The sequence below is a fragment of the Microbacterium sp. 1262 genome (assembly GCF_040544895.1).
Taxonomy (GTDB): domain Bacteria; phylum Actinomycetota; class Actinomycetes; order Actinomycetales; family Microbacteriaceae; genus Microbacterium; species Microbacterium plantarum.
In genome coordinates this window covers 1,958,160-1,973,922 of sequence record NZ_JBEPKU010000001.1, presented here as the reverse complement: position 1 = coordinate 1,973,922, position 15,763 = coordinate 1,958,160, and the positions used below count along the sequence as shown (strand labels likewise).

Annotated in this window: 15 protein-coding genes; 9 read left to right on the top strand and 6 right to left on the bottom strand. The window is 71.2% G+C overall.

Translation table 11 applies throughout. The annotated features are described in order from the left end of the window. Positions 1-6: 6 nt before the first annotated feature. Positions 7-561 (top strand): helix-turn-helix domain-containing protein, encoded by a 555-nt coding sequence (locus ABIC53_RS09455; RefSeq protein ID WP_354451249.1) that lies wholly within the window; start codon positions 7-9, stop codon positions 559-561. 94 nt (positions 562-655) lie between these two features. Here ABIC53_RS09455 and pgi read toward each other — a convergent pair whose 3' ends face one another. Continuing rightward, positions 656-2,341 carry a glucose-6-phosphate isomerase gene (gene pgi, locus ABIC53_RS09450; RefSeq protein WP_282502113.1) on the bottom strand — a complete coding sequence of 562 codons (1,686 nt, stop codon included), beginning with the start codon at positions 2,339-2,341 and terminating at the stop codon, positions 656-658. Next, entirely contained in the window at positions 2,338-3,057 is a 720-nt protein-coding gene (gene aztA, locus ABIC53_RS09445; protein WP_274178427.1) for a zinc ABC transporter ATP-binding protein AztA, read from the bottom strand. Before aztA ends, pgi begins: the two co-directional genes overlap by 4 nt. 54 nt (positions 3,058-3,111) lie before the next feature. On the opposite strand from aztA, the gene aztB reads away from it, so the two are divergent. From aztB to ABIC53_RS09415, 6 genes are all read left to right on the top strand, one after another. Next, positions 3,112-3,993, top strand: coding sequence for a zinc ABC transporter permease AztB (gene aztB, locus ABIC53_RS09440; protein WP_269267310.1), 882 nt, complete (start codon positions 3,112-3,114; stop codon positions 3,991-3,993). Beyond that, positions 3,990-5,234, top strand: a complete 1,245-nt coding sequence (locus ABIC53_RS09435) for a hypothetical protein (RefSeq protein ID WP_323987277.1) — start codon at positions 3,990-3,992, stop codon at positions 5,232-5,234. The genes aztB and ABIC53_RS09435 overlap by 4 nt, the downstream gene beginning before the upstream one ends. After that, positions 5,231-6,133, top strand: coding sequence for a metal ABC transporter solute-binding protein, Zn/Mn family (locus tag ABIC53_RS09430; RefSeq protein WP_323987278.1), 903 nt, complete (start codon positions 5,231-5,233; stop codon positions 6,131-6,133). Before ABIC53_RS09435 ends, ABIC53_RS09430 begins: the two co-directional genes overlap by 4 nt. Before the next feature lie 29 nt (positions 6,134-6,162). Continuing rightward, on the top strand, positions 6,163-7,347 hold the full coding sequence (aztD, locus tag ABIC53_RS09425; RefSeq protein ID WP_282502117.1) for a zinc metallochaperone AztD: 1,185 nt from the start codon (positions 6,163-6,165) through the stop codon (positions 7,345-7,347). A gap of 77 nt (positions 7,348-7,424) precedes the next feature. Continuing rightward, positions 7,425-8,255: a hypothetical protein gene (locus ABIC53_RS09420; protein ID WP_323987279.1), complete on the top strand. Its 831-nt coding sequence runs from the start codon at positions 7,425-7,427 to the stop codon at positions 8,253-8,255. 57 nt (positions 8,256-8,312) lie between these two features. Continuing rightward, positions 8,313-9,659, top strand: a complete 1,347-nt coding sequence (locus ABIC53_RS09415) for an MFS transporter (RefSeq protein WP_274178433.1) — start codon at positions 8,313-8,315, stop codon at positions 9,657-9,659. A gap of 34 nt (positions 9,660-9,693) precedes the next feature. On the opposite strand, the gene ABIC53_RS09410 is transcribed toward ABIC53_RS09415, so the two are convergent. The 4 genes from ABIC53_RS09410 to ABIC53_RS09395 all read right to left on the bottom strand — a co-directional run bounded on the left by ABIC53_RS09410 (position 9,694) and on the right by ABIC53_RS09395 (position 13,940). Next, positions 9,694-10,905: an MFS transporter gene (locus ABIC53_RS09410; RefSeq protein ID WP_274178434.1), complete on the bottom strand. Its 1,212-nt coding sequence runs from the start codon at positions 10,903-10,905 to the stop codon at positions 9,694-9,696. 220 nt (positions 10,906-11,125) lie between these two features. After that, positions 11,126-12,010, bottom strand: a complete 885-nt coding sequence (locus tag ABIC53_RS09405) for a hypothetical protein (protein WP_282502120.1) — start codon at positions 12,008-12,010, stop codon at positions 11,126-11,128. Then, complete coding sequence (locus tag ABIC53_RS09400) at positions 12,007-12,684, bottom strand: response regulator (RefSeq protein ID WP_282502121.1); 678 nt, start codon at positions 12,682-12,684, stop codon at positions 12,007-12,009. Before ABIC53_RS09400 ends, ABIC53_RS09405 begins: the two co-directional genes overlap by 4 nt. Continuing rightward, positions 12,672-13,940 carry a sensor histidine kinase gene (locus ABIC53_RS09395; protein WP_282502122.1) on the bottom strand — a complete coding sequence of 423 codons (1,269 nt, stop codon included), beginning with the start codon at positions 13,938-13,940 and terminating at the stop codon, positions 12,672-12,674. Before ABIC53_RS09395 ends, ABIC53_RS09400 begins: the two co-directional genes overlap by 13 nt. A 120-nt stretch (positions 13,941-14,060) precedes the next feature. Between ABIC53_RS09395 and ABIC53_RS09390 the strand changes: the two genes are divergently transcribed. Beyond that, the gene (locus ABIC53_RS09390) at positions 14,061-14,864 is read left to right on the top strand and encodes a Cof-type HAD-IIB family hydrolase (RefSeq protein WP_274178437.1); all 804 of its coding nucleotides are present in this window, start codon (positions 14,061-14,063) and stop codon (positions 14,862-14,864) included. A 63-nt stretch (positions 14,865-14,927) separates the two neighbouring features. Next, a complete protein-coding gene (locus ABIC53_RS09385; protein WP_282502123.1) occupies positions 14,928-15,758 on the top strand; it encodes an aldo/keto reductase in 831 nt (276 codons plus the stop codon). Positions 15,759-15,763: the final 5 nt, after the last annotated feature.

Genomic DNA, 15,763 nt, shown 5'->3' with positions numbered 1-15,763 from the left:
GGATGCATGACCGGACTGGATCAGATCGGCCCGCGCCTGCGCGCGGCCAGGCAGGAACGCGGGCTCACCCTCGAAGAGCTCGCGGAGCGGGCGGGCATGTCGACGAGCACGCTCTCGCGGCTCGAGTCGGGCAAGCGTCAGGCGAACCTCGAGCTTCTCGTGCCGCTCACGCGGCAGCTCGGCATCCGGATCGACGATCTCGTGCCCGCCGAGCATCCCGATCCCCGGGTGCGTCGGCCCGCGACGACCCGGCACGGTCATGTCGTCGCGCCGCTGACGCGCGAGAGCTCACCCGTGCAGACCTACAAGGTGACGTTCCCGCCGTCCGATGAGGCGCCGGCCCCTCGTGTCCACGACGGCTTCGAGTGGTTCTACGTGCTGAGCGGGCGGATCCGGCTCGTGCTCGACGACCAGGAGCTCATCCTCGCGCGGGGCGAGGCGGCGGAGTTCGACACCCGCACCCCGCATTCCATCAGCGCGGTGGGTACGCGCTCCGCCGAGGTCATCAGCATCTTCAGCGCCGCCGGTGAGCGCATGCATACCCTGACGGCCCCCTCCTGACACCCGCCCCCTACGCGTCGACTCGCCGAGAACTGCGAATGCCGGTGTCCCGGCATTCGCGTTCTCTGGCGAGTCGACGGTGTGCGTTTGTGGGTCAGGAGTGGCGGTGCGTGCGGTAGTAGGCGAGGAGGGCCTGGGTCGAGGCGTCCTGCGCGGCGAGCGCGTCGGCGTCGCCCTCGATCGCGGGCGCGATCTGCAGGGCGAGCTGCTTGCCGAGCTCGACACCCCACTGGTCGAACGAGTTGATGCCCCAGATCGTGCCCTGCGTGAAGGTGATGTGCTCGTAGAGCGCGATGAGCTCGCCGAGCACTCTCGGGGTGAGCGCGGGCGCGAAGATCGACGTCGTCGGACGGTTGCCCGCGAACGTCCGTGCCGCGACGAGCGCTCCGGTCGTGCCCTCGGCCTCGACCTCCTCGGCGGTCTTGCCGAAGGCGAGCGCCTTCGTCTGCGCCAGGAAGTTCGCGAGGAACAGCCCGTGCACGTCACGCCCGCCGTCGGTGAGCGGGTGGGCCGGGTTGACGAAGGCGATGAAGTCGGCGGGGATCAGCCGCGTGCCCTGGTGGATGAGCTGGTAGAACGCGTGCTGGCCGTTGGTGCCGGGCTCACCCCAGAAGACCTCGCCGGTGTCGGAGGTGACGGGGGTGCCGTCCCAGCGGACCGACTTGCCGTTCGACTCCATCGTGAGCTGCTGCAGGTAGGCCGCGAAGCGGTGCAGCTGCTGCGCGTAAGGGAGCACCGCGTGCGTCTGGGCGCCGAGGAAGTTGGTGTACCAGACGTTGAGCAGGCCCATGAGAACCGGCACGTTCTTCTCGAGCGGAGTGGATGCCACGTGCTCGTCGACCGCGTGGAAGCCGGCGAGCAGGTCGCGGAACGCGTCGGGGCCGAGCTCGATCACGAGCGACAGGCCGATCGCCGAGTCGACGGAGTAGCGGCCGCCGACCCAGTCCCAGAATCCGAACGCGTTGGCGGGGTCGATGCCGAAGGCCTCGACCTTGTCGAGCGCGGTCGAGACGGCGACGAAGTGGTGGGCGACGGCGTCCGTCCTCTGCGCCTCGCCGTCGTCGATCGCGCCGGCCTCCTGCAGCCCGGCCCACAGCCAGTCGCGGGCGAGGCGCGCGTTGGTGAGGGTCTCGAGGGTCGTGAAGGTCTTTGACGCGACGATGAACAGCGTCGTCTCGGGGTCGAGGTCGGCGGTCTTGTTCGCGATGTCGAACGGGTCGATGTTCGACACGAACCGCGCCTGGATGCCGGCGGTCGCGTACGGCCGAAGCGCCTCGGAGATCATGACCGGGCCCAGGTCGGAGCCGCCGATGCCGATGTTGACGACGTGGGTCACCTTCCTGCCGGTGATGCCGGTCCATTCGCCCGAGCGCACCCGGTCGGCGAAGGCCGACATCTTCTCGAGCACGGCCTGGACGTCGGCGTCGATGTCTTGGCCGTCGACGACGAGCTCGGGTGAGGTGCCGGCGGGGCGACGCAGGGCAGTGTGGAGCACCGCGCGGTCTTCACTGGTGTTGATGTGCTCGCCGGAGACCATCGCGGCGTAGCGCTCGGCGACGCCGGTCTGCTCGGCCAGGCGTACGAGGGCGGCGACGATCTCGTCGGTGACGAGGTTCTTCGACAGGTCGACGTGCAGGTCGGCCAGCGGCAGGCTCAGACGCTCGACGCGCCCGGGGTCGCTGTCGAACCACCCGCGGAGGTCGGGGGTGAAGCCCTTCTTCAGCGACTCGAGGTCGGTCCAGGCGGCGGTGGTGGTGGCATCGATGGGAGCAGCGGTCACGCTCTCACGGTAGCCGCGCCGCGGTGTCCGCGTCCACGCGGCGCGGCGGAAGAACTCTCGACGACGCGCCCGTCGACCAGGCGGCACACGGCATCGACGTCGCCGAGCTCTGCCAGATCGTGCGTGACGGCGACGACGGCCGTGCCCGTGCTCGCCACGGCGGCGAGAGCGGATGCGACGGCGTCGCGGGATGCCGCATCCAGTCCGCTCATCGGTTCGTCGAGCAGCAGCAGGTCGGCCTCCTGCGCGAGGGCTTGCGCGATGTACGCCCGCTGGCGCTGGCCGCCCGAGAGCAGGCCGAGCGGCCGCCGGGCGAGCGGGGCCAGCCCGACGGTGTCGATCGCTTCGGCGATGCGCGCGCGGTCGCTGCGCCGCAGCGGCAGGAATGGTCCCCGCTCGCGCCAGCGCCCCATCGCGACCAGGTCGGCCACGGTCAGCGGCAGGCGGGCGCCGTCGTTCGAGGTCTGCGGTACGAGACCGACGCGGATGCCGGGTTCTCGGCGCACCGTTCCCGAGGTGGGGGAGAGGAGCCCGGCCGCGACGGCGATCAGGGTCGACTTCCCCGACCCGTTGGCGCCCACGATCGCGTGGACCTCTCCGCCGGTCACATCGAGATCCACGCCGCGAAGGGCGAGGTGCCCGTCGAAGGCGACGGTCACCTCCCGCAGGGCGACGACGGAGCCACCGGGGACGAGTGGGGTGGTGGAGCTGGACATCCACCCAGTATTGCAAATGAAAACGGTTCTCACTTTCATGTAAGGTCGTCGACCGTGTCCCTCCTCCTCGATCCCTTCGCCGTCACGTTCGTCCAGCGCGCCCTGCTCGGCGGCGCGCTCGTGGCGATCGTGTGCGGCATCGTCGGCACGTGGGTCGTGCTGCGCGGCATGGCGTTCCTGGGCGAGGCCATGGCGCACGGCATGCTTCCCGGGGTCGCCGTCGCGACCCTCACGGGGTTCCCGCCGATGGCGGGCGCTGCCATCAGTGCGGCAGCGATGTCGCTCGGGGTCGGAGCCCTGCAGCGCCGGGGCCGCCTCTCGGCCGACACCAGCATCGGACTCCTGTTCGTCGCGAGCCTCTCGCTCGGCATCATCGTCATCTCGGCGTCGCGGAGCTTCGCGACGGATGCCTCGGCCATCCTCTTCGGCGACATCCTGGCCATCGGTCCCTCCGAACTCGTCGCCCTCGCCGTCGCGGTCATCGTCACCGTCGTCGTCGCAGCCCTCGGGCACCGCGCGTTCGTCGCGCTGACCGTCGACCCGCGACAGGCGCAGCTGCTCGGTCTCCGTCCCCGCGCCGCCCACATCGTCCTCGTCGGGCTCGTCACGCTCGCGGTGGTCTCGGCCTACCAGGCGGTCGGCTCGCTGCTGGTGGTCGGCATGCTCCTCGGCCCCGCCGTCGCGGCCGGGCAGTGGACCCGGCGCATCGTGCCCACGATGATCCTCGCCGCCCTGATCGGCACGCTCTCCGTCGCCGTGGGCCTGCTCATCTCCTGGCACGCCGCCACCGCTGCCGGCGCCACGGTCGCATTCACCGCGATCTGCTCCGGTGCCGTCTCCACCGGCATCCGCGCGCTCGTGCGCGCTCTGACCCGCCCGGACGGGCGCCGCGCGCCGGCATCCGTCATCCCGAACACCCCGGAAAGGACCGCATGAGAACTCGTGCACCTCTCTCGCTCATCGCTCTCACCGCCGGTGCCGCCCTGCTCGCCGGCTGCCAGGCCGCTCCGTCGGACTCCGCCGCGACTCCGGATGCCGATGCCACCGCGCGTGGCGAAGCCCTCGGCGACGGTCACGGCGCCATCGCCGGGGCGCGCGAACTCGCCGAGCCCGCGCTGCACCTCACCAGCATCGGCACCGACGGTGCCGTGCACCACCTCGACCTGATCGACGAGCAGTCCGAGGTCCTCGGTGACATCGCTCCCGCCGACACGCTCGACAGCGAAGGACGCTTCCTCTTCGCGGGCCGCGAGGGTGAGGTGTCGATCATCGACAGCGGCGTGTGGACGTGGAACCACATCGACCACTTCCACTACTACGAGGCGCCGTCCCGCATCCTCGGTGAGCTCGAGGGTTCCGGCACACCGCGGACCGTGACGAGCGATCTCGGGGTCGGCGTCTACTTCGACGACGGCGACCGCGGCGGCGAGGCCGTGCTGCTCGACTTCGACGCGCTCAAGAAGGGCGACATCGTCGAGAGGTTCCGCCTCGACCTCGATGCCCCCGGGTCCCTCGTCGCACCGATCCCCGGGGGGGCGCTGATCGCCGACGCCGGCTCGGGCGAGATCCGCCGCGTCGACGCCTCGGGATCGGAACTCGACACCGCGCCCTGCGTCGACCCGGCAGGATCCATCGCGACCAATGTGGGCGTCGTCATCGGATGCGCCGACGGTGCCGTGCTCGCCGTCTCGGATGCCGCTGGCACGACTCTCGAGAGCATCCCGTATCCCGCGGGCGGGCCGAGCCGTGCCCTGTCGTTCGCGAACCGCGAGGGTCGCCCCACCGTGGCCGGTCGTACCGAGTCCTCGGCGTTCTGGCTGCTCGACACCCGCGAGCGCTCGTGGACGGCGCACGACGCCGGCCAGCCGATCGTCCGCGTGACGGCCGTCGACGACGCCGACGAGACCGTGGTCGCGCTCGCCGCCGACGGCTCGGTGATCGTCATCTCCGGTGCGACGGGTGAGCAGCTCTCCCGCACGGAGCCGCTGGTGGCGGCATCCGTCGCAGACCCGGCGCTCGCCGCGGGCGTCGACCTCGTCGCGGACCAGCGTCGCACCTACCTCAACGGGCCCGCGGAGCGGACGCTGTTCGAGCTCGATCCCGCCGACGGCGGGCGGGTGGCCCGAAGCTTCGCGACCGAGCACGCCCCGGCCCTCTTCACGGAGACGGGCCGATGAGGCGGGTGGCGCTGGCTCTCGGCCTCGTCGTCGCCGGAGTGGTCTCGCTCGCGGGCTGCTCGGGGGTCGGAAGCGACCGCCCGACCGTCGTCGTGACGACCAACATCCTGGGCGACATCGTGCAGAACCTCGCCGGCGAAGAGCTCGACGTCGTCACCTTCATGCCGCGGGACGCCGATCCGCACTCGTTCGAGCTCTCGGCCCAGGACGCGGCGACGATGCGCAGTGCCGATCTCGTGGTCTCGAACGGGCTCGGGCTCGAAGAGGGGGTGCAGCACCACGTCGACGCGTCCGCCGCGGACGGTGTGGCCCAGTTCGTCGCGGGCGATCACGTCGAGACCCTCGGTTACCTCGACTCCGACGCGGTCGACCCGCACTTCTGGACCGATCCGACCCAGACCGCTCGTGTCGTCGACGCCCTCGCTCCGGTCCTCGCCGACCTCGCCGGTGACGGCGGGCAGGCCGTGACGGACGCCGCCGACGCGTACGTCGCGGAACTCGAGGCCGTCGATGCCGAGATGGCGGCGGGCCTGGAGTCCATCCCCGCCGAGCACCGGGCCCTCGTCACCAACCATCACGTGTTCGGTTACCTCGCGCGCCGCTACGACGTCCGCATCCTGGGGGCGGCCATCCCGGGCGGCACGACGCTCGCAGCGCCCAGCGCGTCCGACCTGCAGGAGCTCGTCGACGCGATCGACGCGGCCGGGGTCCGCACGATCTTCGCCGACTCGTCGCAGCCCGACCGGCTCATGCGCGTCCTCGCCGACGAAGCGGGGCGCGACGTGTCCGTCGTGCCGCTGCTGACCGAGTCGCTCGCGCCAGAGGGGCAGCCCGGCGACACCTACCTCGACATGATGCGCCAGAACCTCCAGCGCATCACCGACGGCCTCACCCGATGAGGCATTTCCCTGGAAAGGAAACCCACCCCATGAAGAGAACCCTGCAGTTCGGCGCCCTCGCCGGCGCCGCAGCCCTGGTGCTGGCGGGATGCTCGTCCTCGCCCTCCGCGACGTCCAGCCCGTCCGGTGACGCGTCGGCCGAGGCATCCGTCCCCGCCGGTCCCCGGGTCGCGCTCGGCTACGAGGGCGGCGTGCTCGTGCTCGGCGGCGACGAGCTCGAGGTGATCGGAGACTTCGACTCCGAGGACTTCATCCGGCTCAACGCGGCCGGTGACGGCCGCCACGTCATGGTCACCACGTCGGAGGGCTTCCAGCTGCTCGACGTGCAGCAGCCCGAGCTCACCGACCTCGTCGTCCCGGCGGACGCCGCCGGACACGTCGTCGTCCACGGCGGCAAGACCGTGCTGTACGACGACGCGACGAGCGATACGACGATCTTCGACACCGCCGACCTCGCACAGCTCGACGGCAAGCTGCCCGACGCCGAGGTGATCGCCGGCGTCGAGGCGCACCACGGCGTCTCGGTCGAGCTCGAGGACGGCACACTGCTGACCACCGTCGGCGGCGAGGCCGGGCGCACCGGCATCCGCGTGCTCGATGCGGACGGCACCGAGGTCGCGTCCAACGCCGACTGCCCGGGCGTCCACGGTGAGGGCACCGCCGAGGGCGAGCGCGTCGTGTTCGGCTGCGAGAACGGCGCGATCATCTACGACGGCGGCGAGATCACCAAAGTCACCTCGCCCGACTCGTACGGCCGGATCGGCAACGCCTTCGTCGCGGAGGACAGCCCGCTCGTCGTCATGGACTACAAGGACGACCCCGACGCCGAGGGCTACCTGCTGCGCAACATCGCCCTCGTCGACACCGAGGCGAAGTCGCTGACCAAGGTCGCGCTGCCCGCCGGCGTCGAGTACACCTTCCGCGGCATCGCGCGCGGGCCGGCCGGCGAGGCCGTGCTGATCGGCACCGACGGATCGCTGCACTGGATCGATCCCGCCACGGGGGGCATCACGAAGTCCCTGCCCGTTGTCGACCCGTGGGAGGGTCCGGCCGAGTGGCAGGCTCCGCACCCGGCCGTCAAGGTCGCGGGCGACATCGCCTACGTCACCGACCCGGCGGACAGCGAGCTCGTCGCGGTCGACCTCACGACGGGTGAGATCGTGCAGACGGTGAAGCTGCCGCACGTTCCGAACGAGATCGCCGCCGTCTCCTGACGCGCCGCGCCGCCGCATCCGCTCCGGTCACCGGGGCGGATGCGGCGGACGTCGGACGTCGCCGTTAGCCTGGCGTCGTGCCGCCCGTCTCGACCTCGCAGCGCACGTATCGCTACCTGCGCCTGACCCTCGCGGGCGCACCCGTCGCGATCATGCTCGCGGTGCTCTTCGCGATCCCCGACGCGGGAGTGCTGCCCAGCGTCAGCCACTACTTCTACAGCTCGGCCCGCACCGTCTTCTCCGCCGCCCTCGTCGCGGCCGCGGCCTGCCTGCTCGCGCTCTCCGGGCGGGGCCCGCAGCGGGTGCTGCTGGATGTCGCGGCGCTCCTGGCCCCGCTCATCGCCATCATCCCGACGCCGATCTCGGCCGGCGAGGTGCCCGGCGTCGTCGTCGACTGCGCCGCCCCGTGCGTCCCCGCCGGGTTCACGGACGACCTCGACAACGCTCTGGCGACGTACCTCGTGATCGGCGCCGTCGTGCTCGCGATCGGTCTCGTGCTGGCGCGACGCGGAGACGTCGCCCTCCGCGACACGGGGCCGACGCTCGCCCTTGCGGCGACGGTGCTCGCGGGCGTGGCCCTCGTGTGGACGCTCGCACCGCAACTGCTCGTCCGCTACGGTCACGCCGTCGCGGCCTTCGGCTTCTTCATCCTCATCGCCCTCGTCGCGCTCGCCGAGGCGTTGCGGCCCTCCGATGCGCACCCACCGGCGAGGCGGACGCGGATCGGGTACGTCATCGTCGCGATCGCGCTCCTGCTCGACCTCGCCGCGACCGTCGTGTCGGCGGTGCTGTTCGACATCCCCGTCGTGCTGGCGGGAGAGCTCATCGCCCTGGCGCTGTTCCTGGTGTTCTGGATGATGCAGACGGCCCAGAAGTGGTCGCTCGCCGATCCCGCGCTGCGAGCCTGACCGTCGACCCGAAACGCGTTCTTCTCCGCGTTCGCGAGCGGGTCTACTGTTCGTCCCATGACCGCCCCGCTCAGCGCGCTGGAGACCTCGCGCATGCGCGCGTTCCACCAGGTGCTCGGCAACACTCTGCTCGCGAACGTGACCTCGAGCTTCCTCTGGTTCGCCCTGACGTTCTGGGCCTACCTCGCCACGGAGAACGTCCTGGCGACATCCATCATCGGCGGCTCGTACATGCTGCTCGTCGCCGTGTTCGGGGTGGTCTTCGGGGCCCTCGTCGACCACATGAAGAAGAAGGCCGTGATGGTGCTCTCGAGCCTCATCACCCTGGCGACCTATCTCGGTGCCGGCGCGGTCTACCTGCTGTTTCCCGAGTCGATCCTCGTCGATTGGGGGCGCCCCTGGTTCTGGGTGTTCGCGGGCCTGATCCTCGTCGGGGGAGTCGTGGAGAATCTGCGCAACATCGCGCTGTCCACCACCGTGACCCTTCTCGTGCCGAGCGACCGCCGCGACCGGGCGAACGGCCTCGTCGGAACGGTGCAGGGTGTGGCGTTCATCGTCACGAGCGTCTTCTCCGGTCTCTCGATCGGCCTCCTCGGGATGGGCTGGACCGTCGTGATCGCGGTGTCCGCGACCGCGTTGGCCCTCGCGCATCTGACATTCGTGTCGATCCCCGAGCGCGGCATCGCCGCATCGCACGAGGCCGCGGCACCGGCCTTCACGTTCCGCGGCGTCGTTCCGGCGATCCGATCCGTCCCGGGGCTGTTGGCCCTGATCCTGTTCACGACCCTCAACAACCTCGTCGGCGGGGTGTTCATGGCGCTCATGGATCCATACGGGCTGACGCTCTTCACCGTCGAGGCGTGGGGGATCGTGCTCGCGGTCACCGGCACGGGGTTCATCGTCGGCGGCGCGCTGGTCGCCGCCCGCGGTCTCGGCCGCAACCCCGTGCGCACCCTGCTGCTGGTCAACGTCGGCGTCGCGGTGCTGGGGATGACCTTCGCGATCCGCGAGTGGTGGTGGCTCTACGCCCTGGGGATCTTCGTGTTCATGATGCTCATGCCCGCAGCCGAGGCCGCCGAGCAGACCGTCATCCAGCGCGTCGTGCCGTTCCAGACCCAGGGCCGCGTCTTCGGCTTCGCGGCGTCGGTCGAGTCGGCCGCTTCGCCGATCTCGGCGTACCTCGTCGGACCGCTCGCGCAGTTCGGTCTGATTCCCTTCATGCGCACGGATGCCGGTGAGCGCAGCTTCGGCTGGCTCCTCGGCGGCGGTGAGGCGCGGGGCATCGCCCTGGCTTTCGTCGCCGGGAGCGCGCTCATGCTCGTGGTGGTGCTGCTCGCGTTCCTCTCGCCGCAGTACCGGCGACTGAGCCGGGCCTACGCCGACGCAGCGCCGCCAGAGCCTTAGGCTGCCGCCGCTGCGCTGCCGGGCCCGACCCCGGTCAGGCCGGCTGACGCGGCGCCCTGAGCCCGAGCACCGCGAGCAGGCCGGCGACCGCGACCATCACGAGGGTGCATCCGGCGACACCGGCCCAGCCGAGGTCGTGGAAGGCATATCCCAGGAGCCAGCCGAACAGGCTCGAGCCACCGTAGTACCCGAGGTAGTACAGCGACGCGGCTTGAGCGCGCGTCTCCGGCCTCGCCGCCGCGGGAGCCCAGCCCGAGGCGATCGCGTGGGCGCCGAAGAAGCCGGCGGTGAGGATCAGGAGCCCCACGAGCACCGCGATCACGTGGGGCACCGCCGTCACGACGATGCCGATCGCCATGACCGCGAGCGCCGCCAGCAGCACCGGCAGACGCCCGAACCGCCCCGCGAGCGACCCGGCCCAGGGAGAGGCTACGGTCCCGGCGAGGTAGGCGAGGAAGAGGAAGCTGACGATCCACAGCGGCAGCGAGTACGGCGGTGCGACGAGGTGGAACCCGAGGTAGTTGTACACGGCGACGAAGCCGCCCATGAGCAGGAATCCCTGCGCGTAGAGCGACAGCTGGCGACGGTCGCGCAGGTTCGTCGCGAGCCGGGCGACGAGCGAGGGGTCGGAGGTTCCGGTCCTCCGCTGCGGCGCGAAGCCGCGGGCCGGCGGGGTGAGCCACAGGAAGAGCACGGCCGACGCCGCGCACACCGCCGCGACGGCGAACACGCCGCCGCGCCACAGACCGACATCGCCGAAGGGGCCCGCGACGAGCCTTCCGAGCAGTCCGCCGATCGTGGTGCCGGCGATGTAGCTGCCGGCTGCCGTCGCGGTGTGGGCGGCGTCGACCTCTTCTGACAGATAGGCGAGGGCGATGGCGGGCACGGCCCCGAGTGCCACGCCCTCGAGCAGCCGGGCGGAGAGCAGCAGCGGCAGCGTCGGGGCGAGCGGGGCCAGCAGGCCGAGCACGGTCGCGGCGATGACCCCGGTCGCCATCGCGGGTACGCGACCGATGCGGTCGGCCACGACCGACCAGGGGATGACGCCGACGGCGAGACCGAGCGTCGAGACCGAGACCGCCAATGCGGCGGTGGCCGGTTCGACCCCGAACTCCGAGCCGATGAAGGGGAGGACCGCCTGGGGCGAGTACAACTGCGCGAAGGTCGCGACGCCGGCGAAGAACAACCCGGCGATGAGCCGGCGGTAAGCGGGCGACCCGGGAACATGACCGGTGAACGCACGCACCGGGCCAGCCTACGACCGCGGCGACCGCCAGCCGGACGTGAGAAGGGCCGGTCGACTCAGAATCGTCGACCGGCCCTGTCATCCCTTGCACCAGAGATCACACCGCGCAGTTGGGGGGAACTGCGTGCCTCGAAGTTATAACGACCAGGTAACGGGATGCAACGGCTGGGCCGTTCTCATCAGCGCTGCATAGTGATCGTTCAGGATCGCGGCAGGACCCTCAGCGACCCTCCCGAAGGACGACCGACCCCGCCGAGACCCGGACCTCGACGCGGTTGCGCGACGAGGGGTCTTCGTTCAGGCCGTTGACGAACGAGCCTGCCTCCTGGGTCGAGCTGACGGCGTAATCACCACGGGGGAGCGCGAGGTCGACCCCGCCCGCCTCGGCGGCGATCGTCACCGACGTCGGAGCGGTGCCCGCGAGGGAGCCCGACACCCGGCCGGCGCTGACGTCGACGGTCGCCTCACGGACCCCGTCGAGCTCGACCGAAACGCGTCCGGCGGATACGCGGGCGTCGAGGCTCGTCGCGGAGCCGGCCGTATCGATCGACCCGGCATCGGCGCGCAGCGCGAGAGCGCCGAACTCCCCGTCCGCTCGCAGGGCCCCCGCCCCCACGCTCAGCTGGGCGTCAAGTCCCGCGAGGTCGTCGGGAAGGACGAGCGTCGCCCGCGACGTTCCGCCCCACAGGCGCCATCCGCTCCACCAGTCACGGTCCGAGTCGACCACGAGGCGGTCGCCGTCGCGGGCGAGCTCCCACGCCTCGGCGCCTCCCGAGCCGGTCACGGTGAGGGTCGCCTCGTCGACATCGCCGAAGGAGACCTCGACGTCGGCAGCCGCGGCATCCATCTCGAGGAAGCTCACACCCGCGGTCGGCGCCGAGATCGTCGAGGTCGCGGTGCCGCCGCTGACGACTGTCGACACGACACTGGTTCCGGCGGTGAACAGGAGGAGGCCCGCGCCCGCGGCGATCGTGAGCCCGGCGACCACGCGGGCTGCGGACGACGGCGTCGACGTCGGCACCGTCGGGGGCGTGCCGCCCGCCGACGGCGGCCCGTCGGGGGCTCCCGGCGGCGTGGCAGGAGGCGGGGTCAGGGTCGTGCTCATCGCACTGCTCCGTTCTGCGGCTGTGAGCCGCCGTGTTCGAGATGGACGAGGGCGGCGAGCACGCGGCGGTTGCCGTGTTCGTCCTGCTCGAGGTCGAGTTTCTGGAAGAGCGAGGTGATGTACTTCTCGACGCTCGCCTCGCTGAGGAACATCGCCCCGGCGATCGCCTGATTGCTGCGCCCTTCGGCGATGAGGGCGAGCACCGTCCGCTCGCGTTCGGTGAGCCGCGACATCCGCTCGTCACGCGATCGGCGCATGAGCAGCTGCGCGACCACCTCGGGGTCGAGAACCGTGGCTCCCGCGCCGATGCGTTCGATCGTCGCGAGGAATTCGCCGACGTCGGCCACGCGGTCTTTCAAGAGGTAGCCCAGGGCCGCCCCCTGCGAAGTGATGAGCTCGCTCGCGTAGCGTTCCTCGACGTACTGGCTCAGGACGAGGATGGGCAGCCGGGGGTTCTCGGCACGCAGGGCGAGGGCCGCGCGGATGCCCTCGTCGGTGAACGTCGGCGGCAGCCGGACGTCGAGGATGCAGAGGTCGGGCTGGGTCTCGGCCACGGCGGCGGAGATACCGTCGGCATCGGGGAGGGCCGCGACGACCTCGTGGCCCGAGTCGGCCAGCAGCCGGACGATCCCCTCTCGCAGCAGCGTCGAGTCCTCGCAGATCAGGATGCGCACGGCACGCTCACCTCCAGAGCGGTCGGTCCACCGGCCGGGCTGTCGAGGCGTGTCGTGCCGCCCGCGGCGGTGATGCGGTTGATGATCCCGTCGAGCCCGCCTCCGGGGATGACCCGGGCTCCACCGACGCCGTTGTCCTCGACCCGCGCCCAGAGGGTGTGATCGTCGCGGTGACGGACCACCACGCGGCATTCCCCGGCCCGCGAGTGCTTGGCAGCGTTGGTGAGCGACTCCGCGATCGCGAAGTACACCGCCGCCTCCGCGGTGCGACTGCACCGCTGGTCGACCCGTACGTCGAGGCTGACGGGCACGTGCGAGCGGGCGGCGAGGGCGGACAGTGCCGCGTCGAGTCCGCGATCGTCGAGCACCGAGGCGTGGATTCCGCGGGCGAGCTGACGCAGTTCGGTGATCGCGGCCTTCGTCGAGGTGTGGGCCTCGGCAAGCAGTTCCTTCGCGGCATCCGGGTCGTCGTCGATCTTCTGCTGGGCGAGTCCCAGCGTCATGCCCACCGAGACGAGCCGCGGCTGCACGCCGTCGTGCAGGTCGCGCTCGATGCGGGTGCGCTCGAGCTCACCGGCGCGGACCGCGCCCTCGCGCTGCACCCCCGCGGTGCGGGCAGCCTCGACCAGCTGCGCTTCGCGCGAGGGGACGAGGATCGCCTTGGCGAGGATGCCGTGCAGAAGGGTGATCCCCACGAGGAGGGCTGCCGGCACGAGGACCAGGAGCACCCCGGCCACGACGGCGCCCTCGCGGGGAACGCTGATCCAGGTCGAGGCGACGGTGACGGTCTGCTCCGCGTAGAGCGGGGCGAAGATCAGGGCGAAGCCCGACGCGAGCAGTCCGGACAGGCTGAGCGCGATGAGCCCCAGCACCGTCGAGATCGCTGCGTGGGCGACCCCGCGCCACATCCGCCCGTCGGTGAACTGCAGCCAGACCGTGCGGAGCCAGCCGCCGAACCCGGGCCGGCCGCTGCTGCGCGGCGAAAGCGAGGGCAGGCCCCACCCGTACAGGCCGTCGACGCGGGCGTATTCGAGCCAGCCGGTGAGCCAGAGCGCGTAGACGAAACCCACCAGGATCGGCAGGCCGAGTCCGAGTGCCGGAGTCAGGCCGATCCCCGTCGCCATGAGGGTGAGGAGCACGGTGAACACGGCGGTGCCCGCGAAGCCGAGGGCGGCGAGCTGGGCGAGCGCTCCGAGCGGGCGCACCCAGGTCAGAGCACGGGATGGAGGGGCGGTGCTGGCGACGGCGGTGGTCATGGCTCCACGCTAGGACCGCGGCCGGGTGCCGCGCAGGCGAGCCGCCCGGAGACTCCCTTTCGGGTTATCCCCCGGGGGCGCACGGCCGCAGCCGCCGGTCGTGTCGGAGAGGATGGGGGAGTGACCTCTCCCGACATCCGCCTGATCGCCGTCGACATGGACGGCACGCTCCTCGACGCGGACGGCCGCATCCCCGAGGGCCTGTGGCGGCTGTTGCCGCGGCTGCGCGATCGGGGCATCGTGTTCGCTCCCGCAAGCGGACGCCAGCTCGCGACGCTCCGCCGGCAGTTCGCGGATGCGCCGGTCGAGCTCGACTACATCGCCGAGAACGGTGCGTACGTCGTCCGAGACGGCGCCGAGGTCAGCTCGGATGCCGTCGACCCCGCGTTCGCGGCATCCGTCGTCCGCCGCATCCGCGGTCTCGACCACCTCGATGTCGGCCTCGTCGTCTGCGGCAAGCGGTCGGCCTACATCGAGCGCGCGGACGCAGCCTTCTTCGCCGAGGCCGACAAGTACTACGCCGAGCTCGCTGTCGTGGACGACCTGACCTCGGTCGACGACGAGATCCTCAAGCTCGCCGTCTACGACTTCGCGCTCGCCGAGGACTCGGTCGCACCCGAGCTGTTCGACCTCCGCGAGACGCACCAGGTCGTGGTGTCGGGGCAGCACTGGGTCGACATCATGAACCCGGGGGTCAACAAGGGGCGGGCGCTGTCCCGTCTGCAGGAGACGCTCGGGATCGGCCCCGAGCACACGATGGCGTTCGGTGACTACCTCAACGACCTCGAACTGCTCCAGCAGGCCCGTTACTCGTACGCGATGGCCGAGGCGCACCCCGAGATCGCGGCCGTCGCCCGCTACAGCGCGCCCTCGCACACCGAGGCAGGAGTGCTGACGGTCATCGAGGAGTTCCTGGCCCGCTGAGCGACGGGATCGCTCTGCGCAAGCCCGCACCGAAGACCACGGCGACGGCGTAGCGTGTGCGGCATGGTCACGATTCCCACGGTCTCGCTCAACGACGGCTCCGACTTCCCCGAGCTCGGGCTCGGCACCTACAACCTGCGCGGCCCCGAGGGCATCGACGCCATCGCCGCCGCGATCGACTCGGGCTACCGGCTGCTCGACACCGCGGTGAACTATCAGAACGAGTCGGAGGTCGGGGAAGCCGTGCGTCGCAGCGGCATCCGCGACCAGCTGATCATCACGACCAAGGTGCCGGGGCGCGACCACGGCTTCGACGAGACGATCCGCAGCGCCGAAGGCTCGCTCGGCCGGCTCGGCGTCGAGAAGATCGACCTGTACCTCATCCACTGGCCGAACCCGAGCCAGGGCAAGTGGCTCGAGACCTACCGTGCGATGCTGGCGCTCCGCGACGAGGGGCAGGTCGGTTCGGTCGGCGTCTCGAACTTCACCGAGCCGATGCTCGCCCGCCTCATCGAGGAGACCGGAGTCGCCCCGGCGGTCAATCAGGTCGAGATGCACCCCTACTTCCCGCAGGCCGGCCTGCGCGCGTTCCACGCTGCGAACGGCATCCGCACCGAGAGCTGGAGCCCCCTGGCTCGGCGCAGCGAGCTGCTGAACGAGCAGGTCATCGCCGACATCGCGGCATCCCACGGCGTCACCGGAACGCAGGTCGTGCTGCGCTGGCACACGCAGCTGTCGTCGACCCCGATCCCGAAGTCTGCCGACCCGGTCCGCCAGCGCGAGAACGCCGACGTCTTCGACTTCCTGCTGTCGGGCGACGAGATCGCGGCGATCAGCGCCCTCGAACGTGGCCGGCTCTGGGACGGCGACCCCGACACCCACGAGGAGATGTAGCCCGC